The 20783-nt window shown below is 59.0% G+C and carries 17 protein-coding genes; 10 read left to right on the top strand and 7 right to left on the bottom strand.

Going from position 1 to position 20783, the window contains the following annotated elements; genetic code table 11:
- Together DXY16_RS14215 and DXY16_RS14210 are read right to left on the bottom strand one after the other, a co-directional pair.
- Positions 1-1685 (bottom strand): Ig-like domain-containing protein (locus DXY16_RS14215; RefSeq protein ID WP_115121754.1); only part of this gene is annotated, 1685 nt, incomplete at its 3' end.
- Positions 1686-2350: 665 nt separating this feature from the next.
- Positions 2351-5989 (bottom strand): DUF4347 domain-containing protein, encoded by a 3639-nt coding sequence (locus DXY16_RS14210; protein ID WP_115121753.1) that lies wholly within the window; start codon positions 5987-5989, stop codon positions 2351-2353.
- Positions 5990-6221: 232 nt separating this feature from the next.
- Here DXY16_RS14210 and DXY16_RS14945 point away from each other — a divergent pair, with 232 nt between their 5' ends.
- The 3 genes from DXY16_RS14945 (at position 6222) to DXY16_RS14200 (ending at position 9476) form a co-directional block, all read left to right on the top strand.
- Positions 6222-6398 (top strand): hypothetical protein, encoded by a 177-nt coding sequence (locus DXY16_RS14945; protein WP_170953975.1) that lies wholly within the window; start codon positions 6222-6224, stop codon positions 6396-6398.
- A 293-nt stretch (positions 6399-6691) separates the two neighbouring features.
- Positions 6692-8080 carry a PhoH family protein gene (locus DXY16_RS14205; protein ID WP_115121752.1) on the top strand — a complete coding sequence of 463 codons (1389 nt, stop codon included), beginning with the start codon at positions 6692-6694 and terminating at the stop codon, positions 8078-8080.
- Positions 8081-8288: 208 nt separating this feature from the next.
- Entirely contained in the window at positions 8289-9476 is a 1188-nt protein-coding gene (locus DXY16_RS14200) for a DUF4336 domain-containing protein (RefSeq protein ID WP_115121751.1), read from the top strand.
- A 1-nt stretch (position 9477) separates the two neighbouring features.
- On the opposite strand, the gene DXY16_RS14195 is transcribed toward DXY16_RS14200, so the two are convergent.
- Positions 9478-9831, bottom strand: a complete 354-nt coding sequence (locus DXY16_RS14195) for a DUF760 domain-containing protein (protein WP_115017968.1) — start codon at positions 9829-9831, stop codon at positions 9478-9480.
- 15 nt (positions 9832-9846) lie between these two features.
- Positions 9847-10458, bottom strand: a complete 612-nt coding sequence (lepB, locus tag DXY16_RS14190; RefSeq protein WP_115121750.1) for a signal peptidase I — start codon at positions 10456-10458, stop codon at positions 9847-9849.
- A 111-nt stretch (positions 10459-10569) separates the two neighbouring features.
- Here lepB and menD point away from each other — a divergent pair, with 111 nt between their 5' ends.
- The 5 genes from menD (at position 10570) to DXY16_RS14165 (ending at position 16365) form a co-directional block, all read left to right on the top strand.
- Positions 10570-12369: a 2-succinyl-5-enolpyruvyl-6-hydroxy-3-cyclohexene-1-carboxylic-acid synthase gene (menD, locus tag DXY16_RS14185; RefSeq protein WP_371410931.1), complete on the top strand. Its 1800-nt coding sequence runs from the start codon at positions 10570-10572 to the stop codon at positions 12367-12369.
- Positions 12369-13244, top strand: a complete 876-nt coding sequence (gene menB, locus DXY16_RS14180; RefSeq protein ID WP_115121748.1) for a 1,4-dihydroxy-2-naphthoyl-CoA synthase — start codon at positions 12369-12371, stop codon at positions 13242-13244. Before menD ends, menB begins: the two co-directional genes overlap by 1 nt.
- A 42-nt stretch (positions 13245-13286) precedes the next feature.
- Positions 13287-13895, top strand: coding sequence for a L,D-transpeptidase (locus DXY16_RS14175; RefSeq protein WP_115017977.1), 609 nt, complete (start codon positions 13287-13289; stop codon positions 13893-13895).
- A gap of 83 nt (positions 13896-13978) precedes the next feature.
- Entirely contained in the window at positions 13979-15529 is a 1551-nt protein-coding gene (gene glgA / locus DXY16_RS14170) for a glycogen synthase GlgA (protein WP_115121747.1), read from the top strand.
- 41 nt (positions 15530-15570) lie between these two features.
- Complete coding sequence (locus tag DXY16_RS14165) at positions 15571-16365, top strand: hypothetical protein (protein ID WP_115121746.1); 795 nt, start codon at positions 15571-15573, stop codon at positions 16363-16365.
- Positions 16366-16407: 42 nt separating this feature from the next.
- Here DXY16_RS14165 and DXY16_RS14160 read toward each other — a convergent pair whose 3' ends face one another.
- Positions 16408-16668, bottom strand: coding sequence for a hypothetical protein (locus DXY16_RS14160; protein ID WP_115018242.1), 261 nt, complete (start codon positions 16666-16668; stop codon positions 16408-16410).
- Here DXY16_RS14160 and DXY16_RS14155 point away from each other — a divergent pair.
- Together DXY16_RS14155 and murF are read left to right on the top strand one after the other, a co-directional pair.
- Positions 16667-16849: a hypothetical protein gene (locus DXY16_RS14155; RefSeq protein ID WP_115121745.1), complete on the top strand. Its 183-nt coding sequence runs from the start codon at positions 16667-16669 to the stop codon at positions 16847-16849. The genes DXY16_RS14160 and DXY16_RS14155 overlap by 2 nt on opposite strands.
- Before the next feature lie 27 nt (positions 16850-16876).
- Entirely contained in the window at positions 16877-18253 is a 1377-nt protein-coding gene (murF, locus tag DXY16_RS14150) for a UDP-N-acetylmuramoyl-tripeptide--D-alanyl-D-alanine ligase (protein WP_115121744.1), read from the top strand.
- On the opposite strand, the gene DXY16_RS14145 is transcribed toward murF, so the two are convergent.
- Together DXY16_RS14145 and DXY16_RS14140 are read right to left on the bottom strand one after the other, a co-directional pair.
- On the bottom strand, positions 18189-19052 hold the full coding sequence (locus DXY16_RS14145) for an HAD-IIB family hydrolase (protein ID WP_115121743.1): 864 nt from the start codon (positions 19050-19052) through the stop codon (positions 18189-18191). The two genes, murF and DXY16_RS14145, sit on opposite strands and share 65 nt — an antisense overlap.
- Positions 19046-20755, bottom strand: a complete 1710-nt coding sequence (locus DXY16_RS14140; protein ID WP_115121810.1) for an alpha-amylase family glycosyl hydrolase — start codon at positions 20753-20755, stop codon at positions 19046-19048. The genes DXY16_RS14145 and DXY16_RS14140 overlap by 7 nt, the downstream gene beginning before the upstream one ends.
- Positions 20756-20783: the final 28 nt, after the last annotated feature.

Here is a 20783-nt window from a genome sequence, read left to right as displayed (position 1 = left end):
GTTGGTGTGAAGGTGGCGGAGTAGGAGGTTGCCGATGCCGCATTCCAGTTGGAGAGGGTTCCACCGGAGACAGTGACGTCGGATTGAACGAAGTTGGAGGAGGCTTCTGAGAGCGTGAAAGTGAGGGTTGCCGTTTCGCCAGCTTTTAGGGAGGAGACATCAGAGCTGATGGCAATGGTGGGCCTGACAGTGTCGACGGAGAGGGTGACGGAGTTGTTGTTATCGGAACCGTCGCTGTTGGTATTGCCTGCGGAGTCAGAGAACTTGGAACTGGCAACAGAAATCACACCGTTGCTGGTGCTGTCAGCTGTTGGTGTGAAGGTGGCGGAGTAGGAGGTTGCCGATGCCGCATTCCAGTTGGAGAGGGTTCCACCGGAGACAGTGACGTCGGATTGAACGAAGTTGGAGGAGGCTTCTGAGAGCGTGAAAGTGAGGGTTGCCGTTTCGCCAGCTTTTAGGGAGGAGACATCAGAGCTGATGGCGATGGTGGGAGGAGTGATGTCGAGGCTGAACACCCGCACATGGCCGGCCTCGTTGCCATTGCCGTCGTTCAATCGGGCACCAATGGCAACGGTGCTGCCGTCCCTGGAGAGGGAGACAAAATCACCGCTTTCGTCACCCTCGGCTTCTCCATCGACATCAGTGCCGATTTGCACCCAGGCACTGCCACTCCACTGGTAAATACGCGTGTGGCCGGAATGGGTGCCATTGCCGTCGTTTCTAAGGGCACCAATGGCAACGACGGTTCCATCGCTCGATAGGGCTACGGAATAGCCACTACGGTCACCAGCGGCTTCTCCATCAATGTCGCTGCCGAGCTGGTTCCAGGAGGAAGAGCCTGCATCCCACTGGTAAAGGCGCGTATGGCCTGACTGCTCGCCATTTCCGTCGGCGCCATAAGCGCCAACGGCAACGATGGTGCCATCTCCAGAGAGCGAGACGGAATAGCCGCTGACGTCACTTGCGGCTTCTCCATCTATATCGCTGCCGCGCTGAACCCAGCTGCTGCCATTCCAGGCGAAAAGACGGGTTCGGCCTGAAGAAAAGCCATTTCCGCTTTGGAAGCTTCCATGCTCACCAACGGCAATGACGGTGCCATCGCTGGAGAGGGAGACAGATCGACCGCTACGGTCCGAGTGGGCTCCCGTGATTTCGCCGAGCTGGTTCCAGGAGGATGAACCTGCATCCCATTGGAAGATGCGTGTGTGGCCATTCAGTCCGTTGTGATGGTAGGCACCAATGGCAACGACGGAGCCATCGCTGGAGAGCGAGACAGTGCCGTTGTAGTCACCATAATTTCGTCCATCGATAGCGCTGCCGCGTTGAACCCAGGCATCGCCATTCCAGGTGAATATGCGTGTGCGGCCTTTCGAACCTGCGCCCCAGCGGCTGTTTACACCCGGTTCACTGATGGCAATGGTGTGGCCATCGCTGGAGAGCGAGACAGAATCGCCGCTTTGATGACCAACATCTCCATCGATGTCGCTGCCGAGCTGGTTCCACGAGGAAGAGCCTGCATCCCACTGGTAGATGCGCGTATGGCCTGAATCCTCACCATTGCCATCGTTCTTAGAAGTACCAATGGCAATGATGCTGCCGTTGCTGGAAAGCGAGATGGAGCTGCCGCTTCGGTCATTTGCGGCTTCTCCGTCGAAGTCTGGGCCGAGTTGGGTGAACGAAGACATCGCTACGCTTCATCCGGATGAGCGTGCTGATCTCTCAAATTGAGCAAATAAACAGAGTCGACGGAGGTTGCCGCGACGCCAGCATCCCACTCCCTTCTCCAAGGGGGATCCCCTATCAGTGCGCGCGAGGGAATAACCAAGAGCAGTCTTGATCTTTCAGCGATTTTCGTCGAACTGACCTATGTCGCCAACGGCCATTGGTCCGATTCGTGCACGATTTGCTCAGCACTTCGCTCGGTTTCGTTGAGAGGCGTCAAGAGGGGGCTGAGGCTTGGTTCCGGCTTTAGAGGTCTGTTCGATTCCACTGGCTGCTGGGCGGTTTCAAATCGACTGCTGCACGCACCGCCTCTAGGCAGAATCGTGGGCAGGGAACCTCAGCTGAGTGGCGTTAAACAGCATCCAACCTGAGGATCAGCATTGGCCCTGGTGGCCGCTGCTGCCACCATTCAGTACGTAATTACAGTGTGTTTTAGGGGCTTGTCCCTGATTTGTCCCTGGGATTTTGTGCAAGTGGAGCGGATGGTGTGCAACTGGGATAGGCCAGAAGGGTGCTGGTGCTTAGGGAAGAGCGCGCGAGTTTCGATGCCAAGCCGATCGCCTTGCTTGGTTTCAGTTGTGAGTGATCAGAGACTCGAACTCAGTGCCCATGCCTCAACGATCCGAGCTCAGGTGGTGAGGGCTTTGAAATTAAAGCCGAGGATGAAGTCGTCGTAGTCGCGGTCACCACCACCGAGGGAGTCTTCTAGGCCAAAGAGGTTTTCGCCTAAGGCTTGGAAGTGGGGGAGTTGATCGGGATTGGCGCCGGCAAAGGCAAAGAAGGTATTGGTCTTGTTCGTTTCTGTGTTTGTGACTTTCGCGTAGGGAGCGAGATAACTGAATTCGGTGAGGGAGAAAGAGGTGTCTTTGGTTTTGTTGTCGGCAACGGAGAGATTGTCTAGTGCAGTAACGCGATTGGAGTCGAGTAAGGCGGCATCTGCATAGCCGTCTTGCCCTGGAGCAATGAGGGAGCCATCAGCAGCAAGAACCGTGCCTGCGGCGTCAACGGAGCGATAGAAGCCAATGACGGAATCGAAGTCAGCTTCTCTGGCGGTGTGAATGGTGCCTGAGAGTGTTTGTCCTGCCGTGAATGCAGTGAAGTCAAGGAGTGGAGCGATGTCCTGCTTCTGAGCGATGAGGCTTGCTAAGCCTGGATCGTTGTCTTGCTGTGAGAGCGAGACGCCGATGTTGTTCTTGCCGCGAATGGAGAGGCTGCCATCGGAGTTGATGGTGTGATCGAGCCAAGAGAAGCGTGAATCACTTAGGTTCGTCAGATCACTGAGGCGTGCATCTGCCGTTGAGAAGAAGCGAATGGATTGACCGTTGAGCAGCTGCAGTGATTTGTGGAAGTGAAAAGAGTCGTGGAGGGTGACATCGGAGGCTTCCAGGGTGGAGAAGAGACTCACGGCACGTTGCTTGAGCTCATCAAGGTCCGTGAGGATGGTGTCTGCGTCTTTGGTTTCCGCAGCGGAGAGGATGATGTAGCCGATGGACTGAACGGCTTTACTGCGGGATGTGAGTGTGGCTTTGAAATTCACTGCAGCGGCAGTGGCGCTGTCGGCTGCATCAGCAAGTTTGAGCAAGGTGCTGTCTGCTCCAGAGAAGACAGGATTGAGGTCAATGGTTGCAGCGGTGGTTTTCAGGCTGAGGGAACCATTGGTCTGAGCGTCGTTATCACCTGTGTTGCCATCGCGGTAGGCGATCGAGAGGAAATCACCGATGCCATCGCCATTGGTGTCGTAGAGACCAGCACCTGTTCTGGTGATGGGGTTGTAGAGCAAGGAAGAAAGAGCGCCTTGATCGTTGATGTTGTAGAAGAGGAATTTCTTGCTTGAACTGCGTTTGCCATTGCTGCCGGCAAGGTTGAGGTTGGGTGCGATGGTTGCGAGTTTGAGGTTGAGGTTGGTTTCTGTTTGTTTCTCGGGAAGGCTGTGGGTGAGTTGAACAACTTTGCTAGCGAGACTGATGCCTTTGCTGTTGAGGTTTGAGCGTATGGATTGGGAGAGGGAATCAGCAGCGAGGGTGAGAGAGGCAGTGACCTGCGTTTTTTTGAGTTTGGATTGGAGATAGAGAATGAGCGCGGTTGAGCTGTTGGTAACGGCTGTGCTGCTTAGGGAGGAGGCATCATTGCCTGCGCCGTCTTGGATGGCGTTGGCGTCATCACCAGCGGTTGGGTCTGTGTAAGCAACAGTGACGGCTTCTCCTGTGTAGATGGTGTTGGAGAGAGTGAGCTCAACGGTGGAGCCGGAGATGGCAACAGCGGTGACGGTATTGGCTACTCCTCCTGAGGTGACCGAGAAGGCAGATTTGGCGGCTGTTGTTGAGGAGAGAGTTTCGTCGTAGGTGAGGATGACTTTGGTGCCGTCTGTTGATGTTGCTGCTGAGGCGTAGATGGGGCCTGGGAAGTAAATGTCGTTGGTGAATGGATTAGCGAAGCCAACAACACCAGAGGCGAGCGATGAGGCGACAGCGGAAGAATCACCACCCTCGGAGGCATATCCCCAGGTGATGACGGATCCGTCGGTTTTGAGTGCCGCGAAGGCCATTGAATTGGAGAAGATTTTGCTAACGCCAGAAGAGAGTGAGGAGGAAACGGATGATGAATCACCGCCGTAACCGGAGTCCCCCCAAGTGATGACCGATCCGTCGGTTTTCAGTGCTACAAAAGCACGATCACTGGAGAAGATTTGGCTAACGCCAGAGGTTAGGGAGTCGGCAACAGCGGATGAATTACCCCCCCTATCTGAGTGCCCCCAGGTGATGACCGATCCGTCGGTTTTCAGTGCTGCAAAAGCATGATCATTGGAGAAAATTTGGCTAATGCCAGAGGTTAGGGAGTCGGCAACAGCGGATGAATTACCGCCCCAATCTGAGTGCCCCCAGGTGATGACCGATCCGTCGGTTTTGAGTGCCGCCAAGGCTCCGCTAGTGGAGAAGACTTGGCTAACGCCAGAGGAGAGGTCAACGGAGGATGAGTTGCCGCCGTAATCTGAGTGCCCCCAGGTGATGACCGATCCGTCGGTTTTGAGTGCCGCGAAGGCGATTGTATTGGAGAAGATTTTGCTAACGCCTGAGGACAGCGAGGAGGAGACGGAGGATGAATCACCGCCCCAATCTGAGTGCCCCCAGGTGATGACCGATCCGTCGGTCTTCAGTGCCGAGAAGGCTTTGCTAGTGGAGAGGATTTGGCTAACGCCAGAGGTTAGGGAGTCGGCAACCGCGGATGAATTACCGCCCCAGTTAGAGGCGCCCCAGGTGATCACGGAGCCGTCATTTTTCAGTGCTGCAAAAGCATGACTACTGGAGACGATTTGGCTAACGCCAGAGGAGAGTGAGGAGGAAACGGAGGATGAATCACCGCCGGAAGTGTAGCCCCCCCATGTAATGACGGAGCCGTCGGTTTTCAGAGCCGCGAAGGCAGTGGCAGCGGAGAAGATTTGGCTAACCCCTGAGGTCAGCGATGAGGAAACGGAGGATGAATCACCGCCCCTGGATATGTCCCCCCAGGTGATAACGGAGCCGTCGGTCTTCAGTGCCGCGAAGGCGAAGTTAGCGGAGAAGATTTGGCTAACGCCTGAGGTCAGCGATGAGGAAACGGAGGATGAATCACCGCCGTACCAGGAGGACCCCCAGGTGATGACGGAGCCGTCATCTTTGAGTGCCGCAAAGGCGAGACGATTACGATATTCATGAGGTGTGAAGCCGGGTTTGGATCCCGCGATTGGCGTGTTTTTTGTAAAGCCACCAAGTTGGTGGTTCCAGGCCAGTGGTTGGCTGGCATTGATTGGCAAATCGGGAGCTGTATTTGGTGCTTTTGTTCGCCTGGAACTTTTGAGCTGCCAAGACCTGCTGCCGTCTTTCATTCGGCCGAGCAGTTGATTGCTCGCCCACACGGTCGATCCAGTGAGTTCCTCTAAAACAGTGATGAAGTCATGATCTGCACCCGTTGAGCAACTCCAAAGGGCGATTGTGTTGAGTTGCCAGGAGGCGAGCTGCTGCTGGGCATGGAGCAGGGCCTTGGTGTTGATCGTTGTCTTGCCAACAAAAAGAGTTCCTGGTGCACCGTGGCTGACCCAATGCAGGGTTTGAACTGGTGATCCGTTGGCTTTGCTCTTCTCTAAGGCTTGGCTGACTGCGATGAGGGGTTCTTTGTGGCTGTCAAGCCAAAGGACCGGCACTTGGCTCGTTGCCAGCAGTTCGCGGATCTTGGGGCAAGTTCCATCGGCGACAAGCAGCTCACTGAGAGCAACGCCGGTGGAGTTGAGCATGCCCTGTCACTGATTTATTGCACATAGGTTCGATTGGATTGACTGTTTTTGCACGGATGGACAAGCCAACGGTGCAAGTGTCTGCAAGCAGACGAGCTGCCCTTTGCTTGCAAGGCGCTTGTATGTAGGTATTGATTCGTAAGGGAATATTCCTAGGTAGTTTATTTCCCGACACAATGAAATTGACTTCCTGTAACGTCTCTCTTATAGATCACACACTTGGGAGATGGTCATGTATGAACTGAAAAAAGAATCCATTCAAGGCTCAATTGCTGAGCGTTGGGACGCGCTTGAAGGCTACTTTGCCTGTATCACCGAATGTGATTTGAATGATGAAAACTGCATCACAATCTGCCTTGTGACTCATTTGAAGATTGATGATGGCACTGAGTCCGTTGTTGCTGCATAGGAATTTATCCTGCTTGGCAGCTTTGTATGCCTGATTGCCTGATTAAGTCGGCGGGACATATCTGAACCAACGTTTCGACTAGCTCGCTAGGCAATCTTCTGAGTCTGCTCCTCGGAGTTCTGATTGTTTTGGTGATTCGGCGGCCTTGAATGACATCAGCACTGGGTGGTAATCAAAAAAGAAGCCAAATCGCTTCTCTTTTGATGGGACTATGCCAAGTTATTCAGATGTTTTTGCTTATCAGCTGATCAATTCATGTATTAACGCCAAGAGACATTCAGGAGTGAGATCCAATGAAAGAAAAAATTGTCGTTCTCGATACGAATGTGCTTCTCCACGATCCTGAGGCTCCACACCGCTTTGGGGATCTGAGAGTTGTCATCCCAATGCAAGTGGTCGAAGAAATCGATCGATTCAAAAAGGATCACTCTGAGAAAGGAAGGAATGCCCGAAGGATTTCGAGACTCTTGGACTCCTATCGACAGCGAGGAAGCCTTGCCGATGGCGTTCTACTTGAAGGCACTGAACAGGGAAAGCTCCAAGTGATTTTCTGTCAGGCTCAAGCTCTCAAAGAATTACCTGTAGAGTTGCAGGGTGGCGGTGGTGATAACAACATTCTCGCGGTAGCTCTGGAGCAGATGCGATGCAGTGGTCTCAAAGAGGCCCCTGAGGTTGTCCTGATCAGTAAAGACATCAATTTGAGAATCAAGGCAGATGCGGTGGGGCTCCAAGCCGAGGATTACATCAACGACAACGTCTCGATCGACGACCTCTACACGGGGTTCCGTCAACTCGGCACAGATGCTGAGACGATGAAGACACTGCATGATGAGGATCATCTCTCGCTCTCGGCTGTAACAGATGCCGAGTGGCAGCATCTCCTCGCTAATGAGGGCGTCGTGATGGTGGATCAGCAAAATGACAGCCACACACTGCTTGCCCGTCATCAAGGCAACAGCAAAACAATCAAACCCCTGCACTGGGTGAATCGAGCCCATTTAGGACGCATCAAGGCCAGAAATCGAGAGCAAAGTTTTGCGCTTGATTTGCTGCTCGATCCATCCATCGCCCTGGTGACCTTGGTGGGTAAGGCAGGCACAGGCAAAACACTGTTGGCCCTGGCTGCTGGTTTGCATCAGGTGGCCGATACCCATCAATACGCACGCCTTCTGGTGACGCGGCCGCCGATCTCACTCGGAAAAGACATTGGCTATCTGCCCGGCACGCTTGAGGAGAAGCTTGGCCCCTGGATGAAGCCGATCATTGACAACATCGACTTCATTACCGGTGCTTCGCCTGGTGATGCTGCTGAGCAGACGAAGAAATCAAGGCACCGCGAACCACGCAACGCCTGGGCTGACCTTCAAGGCATGGGCTTATTGGAGGTTGAAGCCATCAACACGATTCGCGGGCGATCGATCCCTCATCAGTTTCTGGTTGTGGATGAGGCTCAAAACCTGACTCCCCTGGAAGTGAAGACGATCGTCACTCGGGTGGGCGAAGGAACAAAGGTTGTCTTCACCGGTGATCCCTACCAAATCGACAACCCCTATGTCGACGCTGAAAGTAACGGGCTCACCTGGCTTGTCGAAAAGCTCAAAGGTCAGCCCCTGGTCGGTCACATGACTCTCACCAAGGGAGAGCGAAGCGAACTCGCTGAACTGGCCGCCAACATCCTCTGATTCATGAAGAGATAACCAAGCATTCATGACACTGACTCAATGTGCTGATGATTTTCTTTCTGTCTTCTGTTCAGTCATTGTTCGAGGTCTCGTTGGCGCTGCGAGGCGTTTAGAGGTCTGTTCGATGCCACTGGCTGCTGGGCAGTTGCAAATCGTCTGCTGCACGCACCGCATCTAGGCAGAATCGTGGGCAGGGAACCTCAGCTGAGTGGCATCAAACGGCATCCAACCTGCTGATCAGCGCTGGCCTTGGTGGCCGCTGCTGCCGTTGTATCCGTACGGCCGCCGTGCCACTCACTTTGAAGAGCTGATCCCCGGACAGATCTGGAGCCTCGAGCAGCTTCAGGGGGTGTATTACGTGGCGGTACCGATCCGGCTCACAGTGGTGAAGGTTCCCGGCGGTTTGATGCTGGTGAATCCCCTGCCACCTACGGGTGAGTTGCGAACGGCCATTGCTGAACTCGAGCAGCTGCATGGGCGGGTGCAAACGATCGTGTTGCCGACGGCTTCTGGCCTCGAGCACAAGCTGCCGCTCGCTCCATTGGCACGCGCTTTTCCTGATGCCGAAGTGTGGCTGAGCCCAGGTCAGTGGAGCTTCCCCGTGCAGCTTCCCCTTGGTTGGCTAGGCATTCCCTCCAGGCGCACAAGGGTCCTGCTCGACGATGGCGTGCCTCACGCTGACGTTTGTGCATGGATTTCGCTTGGCCCCCTTGATCTCGGTGTTGGTCGTTTCCAAGAAATCAGCTGCTTCCATCGGCTGTCTGGGGCCTTGCTTGTCACCGATGCCCTTGTCGGGATTGCCGTTGAACCGCCGCTTGTGTTCAACAGCGACCCTGCACCGTTGTTGTTCCATGCCCGTGAGCGGGGCGATCAAGCTCTGGACGACACCCCTGCCAATCGCCGTCGAGGCTGGGCTCGGCTTGTGCTCTTTGCCTCCTATCTGCGGCCTGAACCGCTGGAGGTTCCCGGCACGTTAGAGGTGCTTCGCCATGCGCTTCGGCCTGGATGTCGTTCGCCGCGTAGTCATTTCGGCATTTATCCCTTTGCTTGGAAACATGGATGGGAGGAGGCTGCTGCTGCGCTGATGGGTGACCAGCTCCCCCGGCTGCAGGTGGCCCCGGTGCTGGAGAGGCTGGTCTTGCCTCGGGCTCGTCAGACCCTTATGGAGTGGCTGACCCGAGTGGAGCAGCAGGTTGGTTTGCGTTGGTTGGTTCCTGCTCACTATTCCGCCCCTCTGCATTTCAGTCCGGACGTTGTGGCGGAGCTGAAACAGCAACTGGAACAACGCCAGTGGGCTCCCAGTGCTGGCAACTGGCAGTTCCTCGGCAGCATCGACAAACGCCTACTTGAGCTTGGCGTAGTGCCTGAAAACCCCTGTTCAAGCCCTCAGCCCTGACTCAGGCGTTGAAGTCGTCATCGGGGTTGACTGCCATCTGATCATCAGCAAACAGGGTTTCCTCGAGTTCCTTGCGCTGCTCCATCTGGCGCAAGAAATACCCTGTCATCATCGCTGACGCCAACAGATTGGCGAGGTTGTCGCGGTTGGCCGTGACCTTCACATCGAAATGCTCACCAGGGAGCATGCCCAGCAAACCCTGCACGTTGTGGCGAATGATGTCCTGAATATCGTTACTTGCTGATTTGGCGACCCGCTGAAGAACGTCTGGTGATTGATCCTGCAGGTACTGAATCAGTCCGTTGACGGGTTGGCCGTCTTGGCTGTCGGTGGTTAGGAACTCTGGATTAAACATTCCGCCCGCTCGCCGTCAAGACACTGACCCTAACGCAGCTTCCGGCGCAGGCCCCGCCTGCGCTTGGGGTGGGAACCGTATCGGACCGAACCGATTCAGGGGCCAATAACGCCATACCGCAGTGCCGATCACCCGATCCTGCGGCAGCGGTCCCCAGAGGTGGGAATCGAGGCTTGCATTGCGGTTGTCCCCTAGCACCCAAAGGTCACCGTCTGGCACTGTCTGGGCGGGCATTGCATAGCCGATCGGTTCACTCAGCCAGGCCTCATGTACGCCAATCCCATTGCGGAACAGCACGCCATCGCGCACCTCCACCTGATCGCCAGGGCCAGCCACGACCCGTTTGATCAGGGCTGAGTTGGGGTCGTACCCCGCATCAATCAACGGGTCGGGTACGGCAAACACCACGACACGGCCAATGGACAGCGCCTGATGCCTCTGGTGCGCCAGTTTGGGCCGGATCTTCTCCACCAGGATTCGATCCTGCAGTTCCAGCGTGGGCAGCATCGAACCGGAGGGGATCCATCGGGGCTCGATCACCAGCCAACGCAACATCAGTGCCAGAAGCACCCACAGCAGCACATCCCGCCAACCCTGCCTTTGGCTGGTCTTGCCTTCGCTTGCCATGGCCTCATGCTTGTACAACGAGGATCGCATCAGTGCTGTTCTCTTGCCCTGCTCCCAGGCGCTGCTTCTGCCGTGACCCGTCCTCTTGCCAATCTGCAGGCCGCCGTCGTGTTGCTGCAAGGCCTGCATCGCCAGGGGCTGGAACGGGTTGTGCTCTGTCCTGGCAGTCGTTCCGGTCCATTGGCCCTGGCGGCCGGTGGTCTCGCCCGCGCGGGTCTCCTCAAGCTCACGACAGCCCTGGACGAGCGGTCTGCTGCTTTTCTGGCTGTTGGCTCAGCCACCGCCAGCGGGCGGGCTACAGCGGTGATCACCACCTCAGGAACGGCGGTGGCCAACCTCTTGCCAGCCGCTGTGGAAGCCGATCGTTCCTCTCAGCCACTGCTGCTCTTAACCGCCGATCGCCCCATCCGCCTCAAGCACTGCGGTGCCAATCAGACGGTGAATCAGGAGCAGTTCCTCCAGCCCGTCTGCCGTTGGTGTGCGAGTGGCCCAGACGTCGGCCTGGATGCGGCATCCCCTCCGCAGTTGCTGCAGCTTGCCAAGCAGGCCTGGCACCAAGCGCACCACTGGCCTGGGCCCGTGCATCTCAACCTTCCATTTGAAGAGCCACTGCATCCCTCCGCCGAGCAGCAGGCTGCGTTTTGGAGCAACTGGTCCCCCGTGCAGGAGTCGATTGATTGCCTGGAGTCCCCACCGGCCGGCTCGGCATCCATGGCCGTCGCATCGCTGCCAGGGCCCCTCGCTCCTGAGCTTGAGCTGGACCCGGATCGTCCCGGTGTTGTTGTGGCCGGCCCTTGGCGCGGACTCGCGGATCAGCGGCCTGCGTTTGAAGCTGCGCTGCACCGCTGGCAGCAACGCAGCGGTTGGCCCGTGCTTGTCGATCCGCTGGCGGCGGTGCCCGCCACGTTGGCTGGACAGGTGCGCTGCTGGGATCTGTTGCTTCCTGAGCAACTGCCACTCCCCGCTGGGGTTGCAGTCAATGAGCTGCAGCTGTTGCGGCTTGGCCCAATGCCAGCCAGCCGGCGCTTGGAGACCTGGTTGCAACGCTGCACCGGCCCCCACCTGTTGATTACTGAGGGCGAGGAGCGATCCCTTGATCCTCTCCAGTGCGCTTGCCAGTGGAGTGGTGGCTTGGCGCGTTGGCCGCAGATCCAGTTGCAGGCCAACGAAGCCTGTTTGCCTCTCCCGCCTGTGGAGCCACAGCCCGAGGCTGACAACGCCTGGTCTGCCCTTTGGCAGCAACGTGACCGCCGCATCGCGGCTTGGCTTGAGCAACGCCTTCCCGTCCGCGGCGGCATGAGCGAACCAGCCCTGATGTTTGCGTTGTCTCGCCTGTTGCCGCCTGGGCTGCCGTTGATGCTCGCCGCCAGCAGTCCCGTGCGGGATTGGCAGGCCTTCGCCGTTGCAGATCGAGGTCTTCGTCCCTGCTTCAGTTTCCGGGGTGCATCCGGCATTGATGGCACCCTTTCGCTCGGTTTGGGCTTGGCGGCGGTGCTCGGCCGCAGCCTCTTGATCACGGGTGATCTCGCCTTGCTGCATGACAGCAATGGTTGGTTGCAGGCTGGTCATGCTTCCGGTTCTGGCCCGCTGCTGATCCTGCTGATCGACAATGCTGGCGGTGGCATCTTTCAGCAGTTGCCCGTGCCAGCTGCACCGGCTGAAGCCTTTGAGCAGCTGTTTGCCATGCCGCAGAAGACCGATCCCCTTGCCCTCGCCGCCGCCCACGGCATTGCCACCAGGCAGATTGCCTGCCTGGATGACCTCGCCTCGGCCTTGGAATGGGGGTTGTCCCAATCGGGCCCTGCGCTGCTGAGGGTCTGCACCGATCGGCAGGGCGACGCTGCTTTGCGGACCGAGCTCCGCCGGGAGGTGCTGGAGATCACAATGGCTCCAGCATTGGAGTCCTCTTGATGAGCGCCCCTCAGCCCCGCCAGGTTTTGCCCGGTGACTCAGGCACGTTGTGGCAGCCCTGGGGTGACTACCAAGACATTCTTGTGGATCGCAGCGGCGATGGCATTGCCCGCGTGGCGATTAATCGACCCTTCCGCCGCAATGCCTTCCGACCCCGCACCGTGGTGGAACTGTGCGATGCCTTCACCCGCATTCGCGATGACAGCAGCATCGGTGTGGTGCTGTTCACCGGTGTTGGCCCGGCCGAGGATGGGGGCTATGCCTTCTGCGCTGGCGGCGATCAGAGCGTGCGCGGGGATGGGGGTTATGTCGATGAGGCGGGCATGCCGCGCCTGAATGTGCTTGATCTGCAGCGTCTGATCCGCAGCTTGCCCAAGGTGGTGATCGCGTTGGTGGCTGGCTACGCCATCGGCGGCGGCCAGGTGTTGCATCTGCTTTGTGATCTCAGCCTCGCTGCAGACAATGCCGTGTTTGGTCAGACCGGCCCACGGGTCGGCAGTTTTGATGGCGGTTTTGGTGCTGGTTACCTCGCCCGCGTGGTGGGCCAGCGCAAAGCTCGAGAAATCTGGTTTCTTTGCCGTCGTTACGGTGCCCAGGAAGCGCTGTCGATGGGCCTGGTGAACGCAGTGGTGCCCTTGTCGGCGCTGGAGCGAGAAGGTGTGCGCTGGGCGCGGGAGGTGCTGCAGCACAGTCCTACGGCGATTCGTTGCCTCAAGGCGGCGTTCAATGCCGAAACCGATGGCATGGCGGGTCTGCAGGAATTGGCCGGACAAGCCACCCACCTCTTCTATCGAACCGAGGAGGGGCAGGAGGGCCGCAATGCATTTTTGGAGAAGCGTGATCCTGACTTTTCTGACTCTCCTTGGCTGCCGTAGCTAGTACTGGGGCAGCTTGTTCCCTCCTTCGGATTCGTTGTGATGCTCCTACGCCTCACTGCCGCCGTCGCTGCTGTTGCACTCCTGGCTGGTCCGGCCGGCGCCACCAATACGTCTCGCCCCAAGCGGCCTGCGGATCCGATTCCGCCGATGGCAGAACCCATTTCCCTGGAGGCGTCCTTGGCGCGGGTGCCGACCGACCTTCGTCAGCGCCTTGGCCTGCAGCTGGTGCTCGATCGCACCCATCGTCAGCTGCTGGTGCTTCGCGATGGTGAAATCCGTAGCCGCTATCCAGCGGCTGTGGGCACCGAAGGATGGGAGACGCCAGCTGGTCAGCATCGGGTTCTGGAGAAGGTGCGTCAACCGGTCTGGACCCATCCTGTGAATGGCAAGAAAATCGCCCCAGGGGAGAAGAACCCCTTGGGCTCCCGCTGGATTGGCTTCTATCGCGACTGCAAGGGCAGAAATGGCTGGGACGGTGAGCAATACCTTGATATCGATGGCTGCACCGTGGCCGGCTTCCATGGCACGCCTCACCGCTGGACGGTCGGTCGAGCCGTCTCCCACGGTTGCGTTCGTCTGTATGAAGAGAACGTTCAGGAAGTGTTTGAGCTTGTGCGGGTCGGTACGCCGGTGACGGTGCTGCCCTGAGCCGGACCCGGCCGGCCATTTCGGTTTCGGGTTTTTGGTGATGACAACCTAAAGTCGCGGCGCCTTCTTGAGCTCCCACGACCATGCGCGTGCTTTTTGCTGCCGCCGAGTGCGCACCGATGGTCAAGGTGGGTGGCATGGGTGATGTGGTCGGTTCCCTGCCTCCGGCCTTGAGCGAGCTGGGCCATGACGTTCGCTTGATCATGCCCGGCTACAGCCGCCTCTGGAGCAAGCTCGAGATTCCGGCAGAACCCATCTGGCGAGCCCAGACGATGGGCACGGAGTTCGCTGTTTATGAAACCCGCCATCCCAGCAACGGCCTAATCATTTATCTGGTTGGCCATCCCGTGTTTGATCCGGAGCGCATTTATGGCGGCGAGGACGAAGATTGGCGCTTCACCTTCTTTGCCAGTGCCACGGCTGAATTTGCCTGGAACATGTGGAAGCCCCAGGTGCTGCATTGCCATGACTGGCACACCGGGATGATTCCGGTATGGATGCATCAGGACCCCGAAATCAGCACGGTGTTCACCATCCACAACCTCAAGTACCAGGGGCCTTGGCGCTGGAAGCTCGATCGCATCACCTGGTGCCCTTGGTACATGCAAGGGGATCACACCATGGCGGCGGCGCTGCTGTATGCCGATCGGGTCAACGCCGTTTCGCCCACCTATGCCCAGGAGATTCGAACCGCTGAATATGGCGAGCAGCTTGATGGTTTGCTCAACTACATCTCCGGCAAGCTCTGGGGCATCCTCAATGGCCTGGATCTAGAGGCCTGGGACCCAGCTACCGATCAGGCCCTGGCCGGTAATTTCAGTGCTGACGATCTCTCCGGGCGTGCCGCGAACAAGCGCGAGCTGCAGGAGCGCATGGGTCTGGATGTCAATCCAGACACCTTCCTGCTTGGCATGGTCAGTCGGCTGGTGGATCAGAAGGGCGTTGATCTGCTGCTCCAAGTGGCCGACCGTTTGCTCGCGTACACTGACACGCAGATCGTGGTGCTCGGCACCGGTGATCGAGGTCTGGAGTCGGGCCTGTGGCAACTGGCATCGCGTTACCCCGGCCGGGTGGCCGTCTTCCTGACCTACGACGATGCCTTGTCGCGGTTGATCTATGCAGGCAGCGACGCTTTCCTGATGCCCAGCCGTTTCGAGCCCTGCGGGATCAGTCAACTCATGGCCATGCGTTATGGCTGCGTTCCGGTAGTGCGCAAGGTTGGTGGCTTGGTTGATACCGTGCCGCCCCACGATCCAGGCCGAAATAGTGGCACTGGTTTCTGCTTCGATCGCTTTGATCCGGTTGATTTTTATACCGCCTTGGTGCGCGCCTGGGAGGCCTATCGCCATAAGGACAGCTGGAAGGATCTCCAGTTGCGTGGCATGAAGCAGGACTACAGCTGGTCCCGGTCTGCGCTCGAGTACGACCGGATGTACCGCGAGGTGTGTGGCATCAAGGAGCCCGGCCCGGATGCCTCGGAAGTGGAGCGTTTCTCCCAGGGCCAAGATGCCGACCCTTCCCGTTGGCGTGAGGGTGAACATGCCCCCACAGTGCAGGCTGCGCCCATGGACAGTGAGCCGGCTCCGCGCAATCCGATCTCCCGCTTACTGGGACGTCATCGCAACGAGCGCTAACCAAGCGCATCAGACTGGGGCCATCTGACCCTTGCTGCTGAATGCCTGATCAGGCGCCCGCGCCGAATCGGGAGAACTCCTCCCTGCCGGTTCCTTACACCAATCCATGGACCGCCCTGGGTGAGGACCTGAGCTCGGTGATCGCTGATCTGCGGCTTCGCTGCCAGGAGGTGTGGCGCCGCAACCGTGAGGGTGATCTCTACCGGCCGGAGATCTGGCCGCAAGATCTGGCGCCGTTGTTTTGGCCGTTACTGCTCGCTCTTGCTCTGGCGGTGATCAGTGGGGCTGCGGTGGCCCTTGGTCGCTGGCTGCCCTCGCCGCCGGTGGGGGAGGCACAGGCTGAGTTTGCCCAGCCGCTAGAGCCCGTGCCTTCGCCCGCGCCCTCGCCTTTGCCAACGGAGGCCCCACGGCAAGAACCCCAGCCCCGTCTCAGTGCGGATGGAACTCCTGATCAGCTTGATCCCCGCTCAGCAACGCGTGCTCCGGTCGACAGCTCCCAGGAGGAGACGGCCGTTGCGGCACAGGATCCTCTGCTCACGTTGCTACTGGAGTCCACCGATCCGCTCACCCCGGCAGAGGATCAAGCGCCCCTGTTAACGGCGGCCCTCCCCCTGCCTGCACGGAATGCGCTGGCCCTCACCATCAGTGATGCTTGGCTCGATCTATCCCAGCAACGCCGTCAGCAGCTGGCTGAGCTGTGGTGGGAACGGCTGGGATCAGAGGGCTATGCCGAATTGACGCTCGTCTCCACCCAGGGCGTTCAGCTTGGCCGCAACGCCCGAGTCGGCCAGGGGATGGTGGTCAACCAGCCATTCGGGCCGCCTCCGTCTGGTTGAAGACTTGAGTGGCTCACTCTCTTTCGCCACCTCAACGCAGGATCAGAAGATGCCGAGGGTCTTCTTCTTGCAGTAGCCAGCACCGATGTTCATCCAGCCTGAAGGACAGGCTTCGCCATGGGTGGGCGTCACTTCGTAATAGATCGGTGACACGCAGGTCGTGCCCAGAGTGTTCACATAGCCGAGAGGGCACTGGTCATGGCCGGGGGCCTTGGGGATTTCCTTCTGGGCTTGGGCCGCACCTGCCGTCAGCAAGGGAAGCGCGATGCAGCTGATCCAAACCAAGGGGCGATGCAGAGGCATGGTCGAGAGCGTTGCTGAAATAGCTGTGCCGAACCTAGGCCGTTTTGGCGGCGCGATCAGTCCAACCGCATGCATGGCTGGGTTGCCTCGTCGGGGCTTGGTGTGGATGGTGCGCAGCCATCCGATTGCCAGTCGCCTTGGTGGCAACCTCTCCATCCGCTGTGCAGGGGCAACGGCATGATCGGGGCAGTGCCGCAGCTCTGTTGTTGTGTTGAACCTTGGCCAGTTGGTGCCGCTCTGGGGGCATCCAGTGGGGGTGACCCCGGAAGGTTTGGCCGCTGTGCTCGCCCAAGCGTTGGGGCCTGTCTGTACCGACAGCCGGCGCTTGGAAGCCGGTGCACTGTTCGTTCCCTTGGTGGGGGAGCAGTTTGATGGGCATGCTTTTTTGGCCAATGCGGCTGAGCTCGGTGCCCAGGCGGCGCTGGTGGCGGCCGATGCCTCCTATCCCGTGCCTGCAGGTCTGTTGCACTGGCGTGTCGATGACACAACGCTTGCCTACCAGCAACTCGCAACCTTGCATCGACGTCAGCTCAGGGCTGCTGTCGTGGCAGTCACCGGTTCAGCGGGAAAAACCACAACCCGCGAACTCATTCGTGCTGCTTTGGCCCCGCTCGGCTCAGTCCAGGCCAGTGCAAGCAACAACAACAACGACATCGGCGTGCCGCTCACCTTGTTAGGCACCGATCCTGGCCACGCGGCAGTTGTGGTTGAGATGGGCATGCGTGGCCCTGGTGAAATCGAGCGGCTGTCCCGCTGCGCCGAACCTGACATTGCCGTGATTACCAACATCGGCACGGCGCACATTGGTCGGCTTGGTAGTCGTGAGGCGATTGCAGCCGCTAAATGCGAGATCACTGCATCGCTCAAGCCGGATGGCTTGGTGGTCATTCCTGCAGGAGACCCTCTACTCGAGGCTGCACTGGCAGCTGTTTGGAGCGGACGCGTGCATCGTGTTGGCCTGGCAGGAGAAACATCTGCCACCGGAGTTGACGACCTGGCTGTTCTGGATGAAACCAGCGAGTTTCTCACCCTGGATCGGCATCGATATCGGATGCCTCTGGCTGGTCGCCATAACGCCCGTAACTGGTTGCTTGCCCGTGCAGTCGCCGATTCTCTTGGAGTTGATGCCGCCAAGCTTGCCGATCTGGTTGTTGAGGTTCCCGGTGGGCGCAACCGTCGTCTCAGCCTTGGTGGCTTGACGGTGTTGGATGAGACCTACAACGCCTCTCCCGAGGCCGTGCTCGCCGCTCTCGATTTGCTTGCTGAGCAACCCGGTCGGCGTTTTGCCGTGCTCGGCACCATGCTTGAACTCGGCAGTGAGAGTGTGCCCCTTCACCGTGCCGTGGTGGAGCGTGCTCGCTTGCTTGGATTGGATGGACTCGTGGCGGTGGCCAGCGGTGCGGAGGCTGCAGCGATGGTTGAGGCTGCTGCTGGGATGGAGAACTTCGCCATTGTGGAGGCGCCTGAACAGGCCGCCGTGCCACTCGGTACTTGGCTTCGCTCAGGCGATTGCTTGTTGCTCAAGGCCAGTCGCGGGGTGGCTCTGGAGCGGTTGCTGCCAGCTCTGGAGTCACTCGCGCTTTGATGTGAGCGAGCACACTGTGGGCCCAGCCGGCGGCATGGGCTGCCGGTGCAAGCACGAATCGACCCTCGTTCACCCAAGACTGGAGTCGAGGATGGGGCCCGTGTTCACCAGGTACCACCACACTGTGGTCGCCCGCTTCGAGCAAGGGCAGATCATTGGGGGAGTCGCCCAGGGCGAGCACATGCACGTCGGCTTGGTTGAGTCGCTGTTTCAGTGCTGCCAGCGCCGCTCCCTTGCTGGTTCCGGCCTGGAGCAGATGACTCATCCGGTTGCCTTGCACCACGGTGAGTCCGAGTTGGATCGCTTCATGTTCGACCGTCTCCCGCAGTGGCGCTGGGGGGTTGAGAAAGGGAACACTCCAGCGACGCCGTTGAGCCATTAGCACCGCCTCACCGCGCAGTCCTGTGAGCTCAGTCACCTGGTCTGAGCTCAGATCCTCCAGAGCCGCTAAGGGGTGGCCCACCTGATGGGAAAGGGCATGGAGCTTGTGGCGCAGTTCTGCATGCGGCCGTCCCAGGCCCTGCTCCCAAGCTTCAGCGCCGATTCCTCCATGGATGGCTCCTCCGTTTTCGACGATGAAGGGGCCATCCAAGTTCGCGTCAATTCGAAAGCGCTCCACCTCTTCCGCGGTTTTACTGGTGCAGGGGATCACGACGATGCCCACTTGCTTCAGCCAGGCAAGGGTCGGTTTAGCGGCGTCCCAGCAATAGTGGTGATCGAGCAGGGTGCCGTCGAGATCTGTCACCACCCAGACCGGCCCTTCATTCACAACTTCATTCACAACAGCCTTGTTCAGCATGGTTGGAGCCAGTGCACAGAGAAGGGGGCGATGGTGAGGCGGGTCGGCACTGCGGCCGAATCCTGGAGACGATCGCACCATTGCTCGTGATTGGCGAGGGTGCGGAGGTTGATGTCAATGCGGTTGCGGCTGAGATTGTGCACCGCCCAAAGGGTCTCATCGCCTGCGCCACGACGGATGATGACGCGATCGGGGGAAGCACCACTGAGGCATTGCAGTGCTGCTTCCGGGTGAAAGGCCCGCAGCCTCGACCGAACCGTCATACAGCGTTTCAAGGCGTTGAGGTTGTGGTTGGCATCACTATCGGGATCGTTCAATCGCCGTTCCAAAGCCTCGGCGTTGAAGCGTTCACGATTGAGGTCGCGGCGATGGCCGCTTTTGCGGAAGCTGGCCTCGTCGTTGCCTGAAGCCAGCAGGGTGGGCAGATAAAAGGCCGGCACCCCTGGTAGGGCCATCACCAGCAGTTGACTGAGCAGGAAGCGTTCGCGTTGGTGCCGCGTTGGATCTCGCCCGGCATCGGCCATGGCGGCCCACCAGCTGATGTTCACTTCATAGGGTTGCTCGTGCCCATCACTGAGCCTGCGGTGACTGATCAGGCCGCCCCGCCGTTCGCACTGTTCCAGCATCCGCTCCAGCCGTTCCTGATCCATCAACCCCTCCAGCGGCCGCAGGCCAATGCCGTCATGGCTGGCGCTGAAGTTCAGCAGTGTCGTTTGCGGGGGCAAGCACGGCCAGCGATTGAGCCAGACGTTGAGGAGATCGCTGCGCTCGCGCAGGATGGCGTCGAGCAGAAGTGGTGGTAGGGGGAAGTTGTAGGCGAGATGCGCTTCATCGCCGGGGGTGAGGTAGGAGAGATTCTCCTTTTCGGGCACATTCGTTTCGGTCACCACCACACCCTCTGGATGCATGGTGTCCAACAGGGCACGCAGCAGCTTCACCAGCAGGTGGGCTTGGGGGTGGTGAATGCAGCTGCTGCCCGCTTCCTTCCACACGTAGCCAACCGCGTCTAACCGCAGCCAACCCACTCCATGGGCCACCATCTTGGCCAGTAGTGCCGTGAACCCCAGCAGCACCACCTCGCTGCTCCAATCCACATCCACTTGGTCGGGGCCAAATGTGGTCCACACCGGCCGCATGCCGTCCTCGGTTTGCAGGGGTGTGAATAGAGCAGAACTGCGAGGACGGACGACCTGCTCCCAGCCGGCTTGGGGATCAGGTGCCAACACGCAGCTCAACCCTGGTTCCCGCCGTTGCCGGAATTGCTGGACCCATGGATGCGCTGCTGACACATGGTTGAGAACAAGGTCGGCCATCAGCGTTCGCCCTTGGGCCAGGGCTTGCAGATCGTCCCAGTCGCCGAGATGGTCGGCCATGCGCTCATGGCTGGCGACGGCAAAACCGCCGTCGCTACTCGACTGCAGGAATGGGAGCACATGCACCAGCTTGGCGAGCAGTCCCAGATGGCTGTTCAGCAAGTGAGTCAGGCTCACCAGCGCCGGTTCGTCGCCCTTGCGCACGGCATCGCCGTAGGTGATCAGCACCGAGGTGGCGCTATCCCAGCGTGAGCCGTCCCTGTTGCTGTCTGTGCCGGTCTGCGCAAATTGCAGCAATTGCGACGCCAGGAATTCGATTTGCTCCCGATTCTCTGCAGGTCGCCACCGCCCGAGCAGTGCAGCCACCCGCTCCTGCCCCTCTTTCTGCAATGCCTCTGCTCCCACGGATGAAACGCCA

Origin of the sequence: Synechococcus sp. UW105 (assembly GCF_900473935.1) — a bacterium.
Classification (GTDB): Bacteria; Cyanobacteriota; Cyanobacteriia; order PCC-6307; family Cyanobiaceae; genus Synechococcus_C.
Note: the sequence above shows the minus strand (reverse complement) of the source record. Positions and strands in the feature narration are given on the sequence as shown.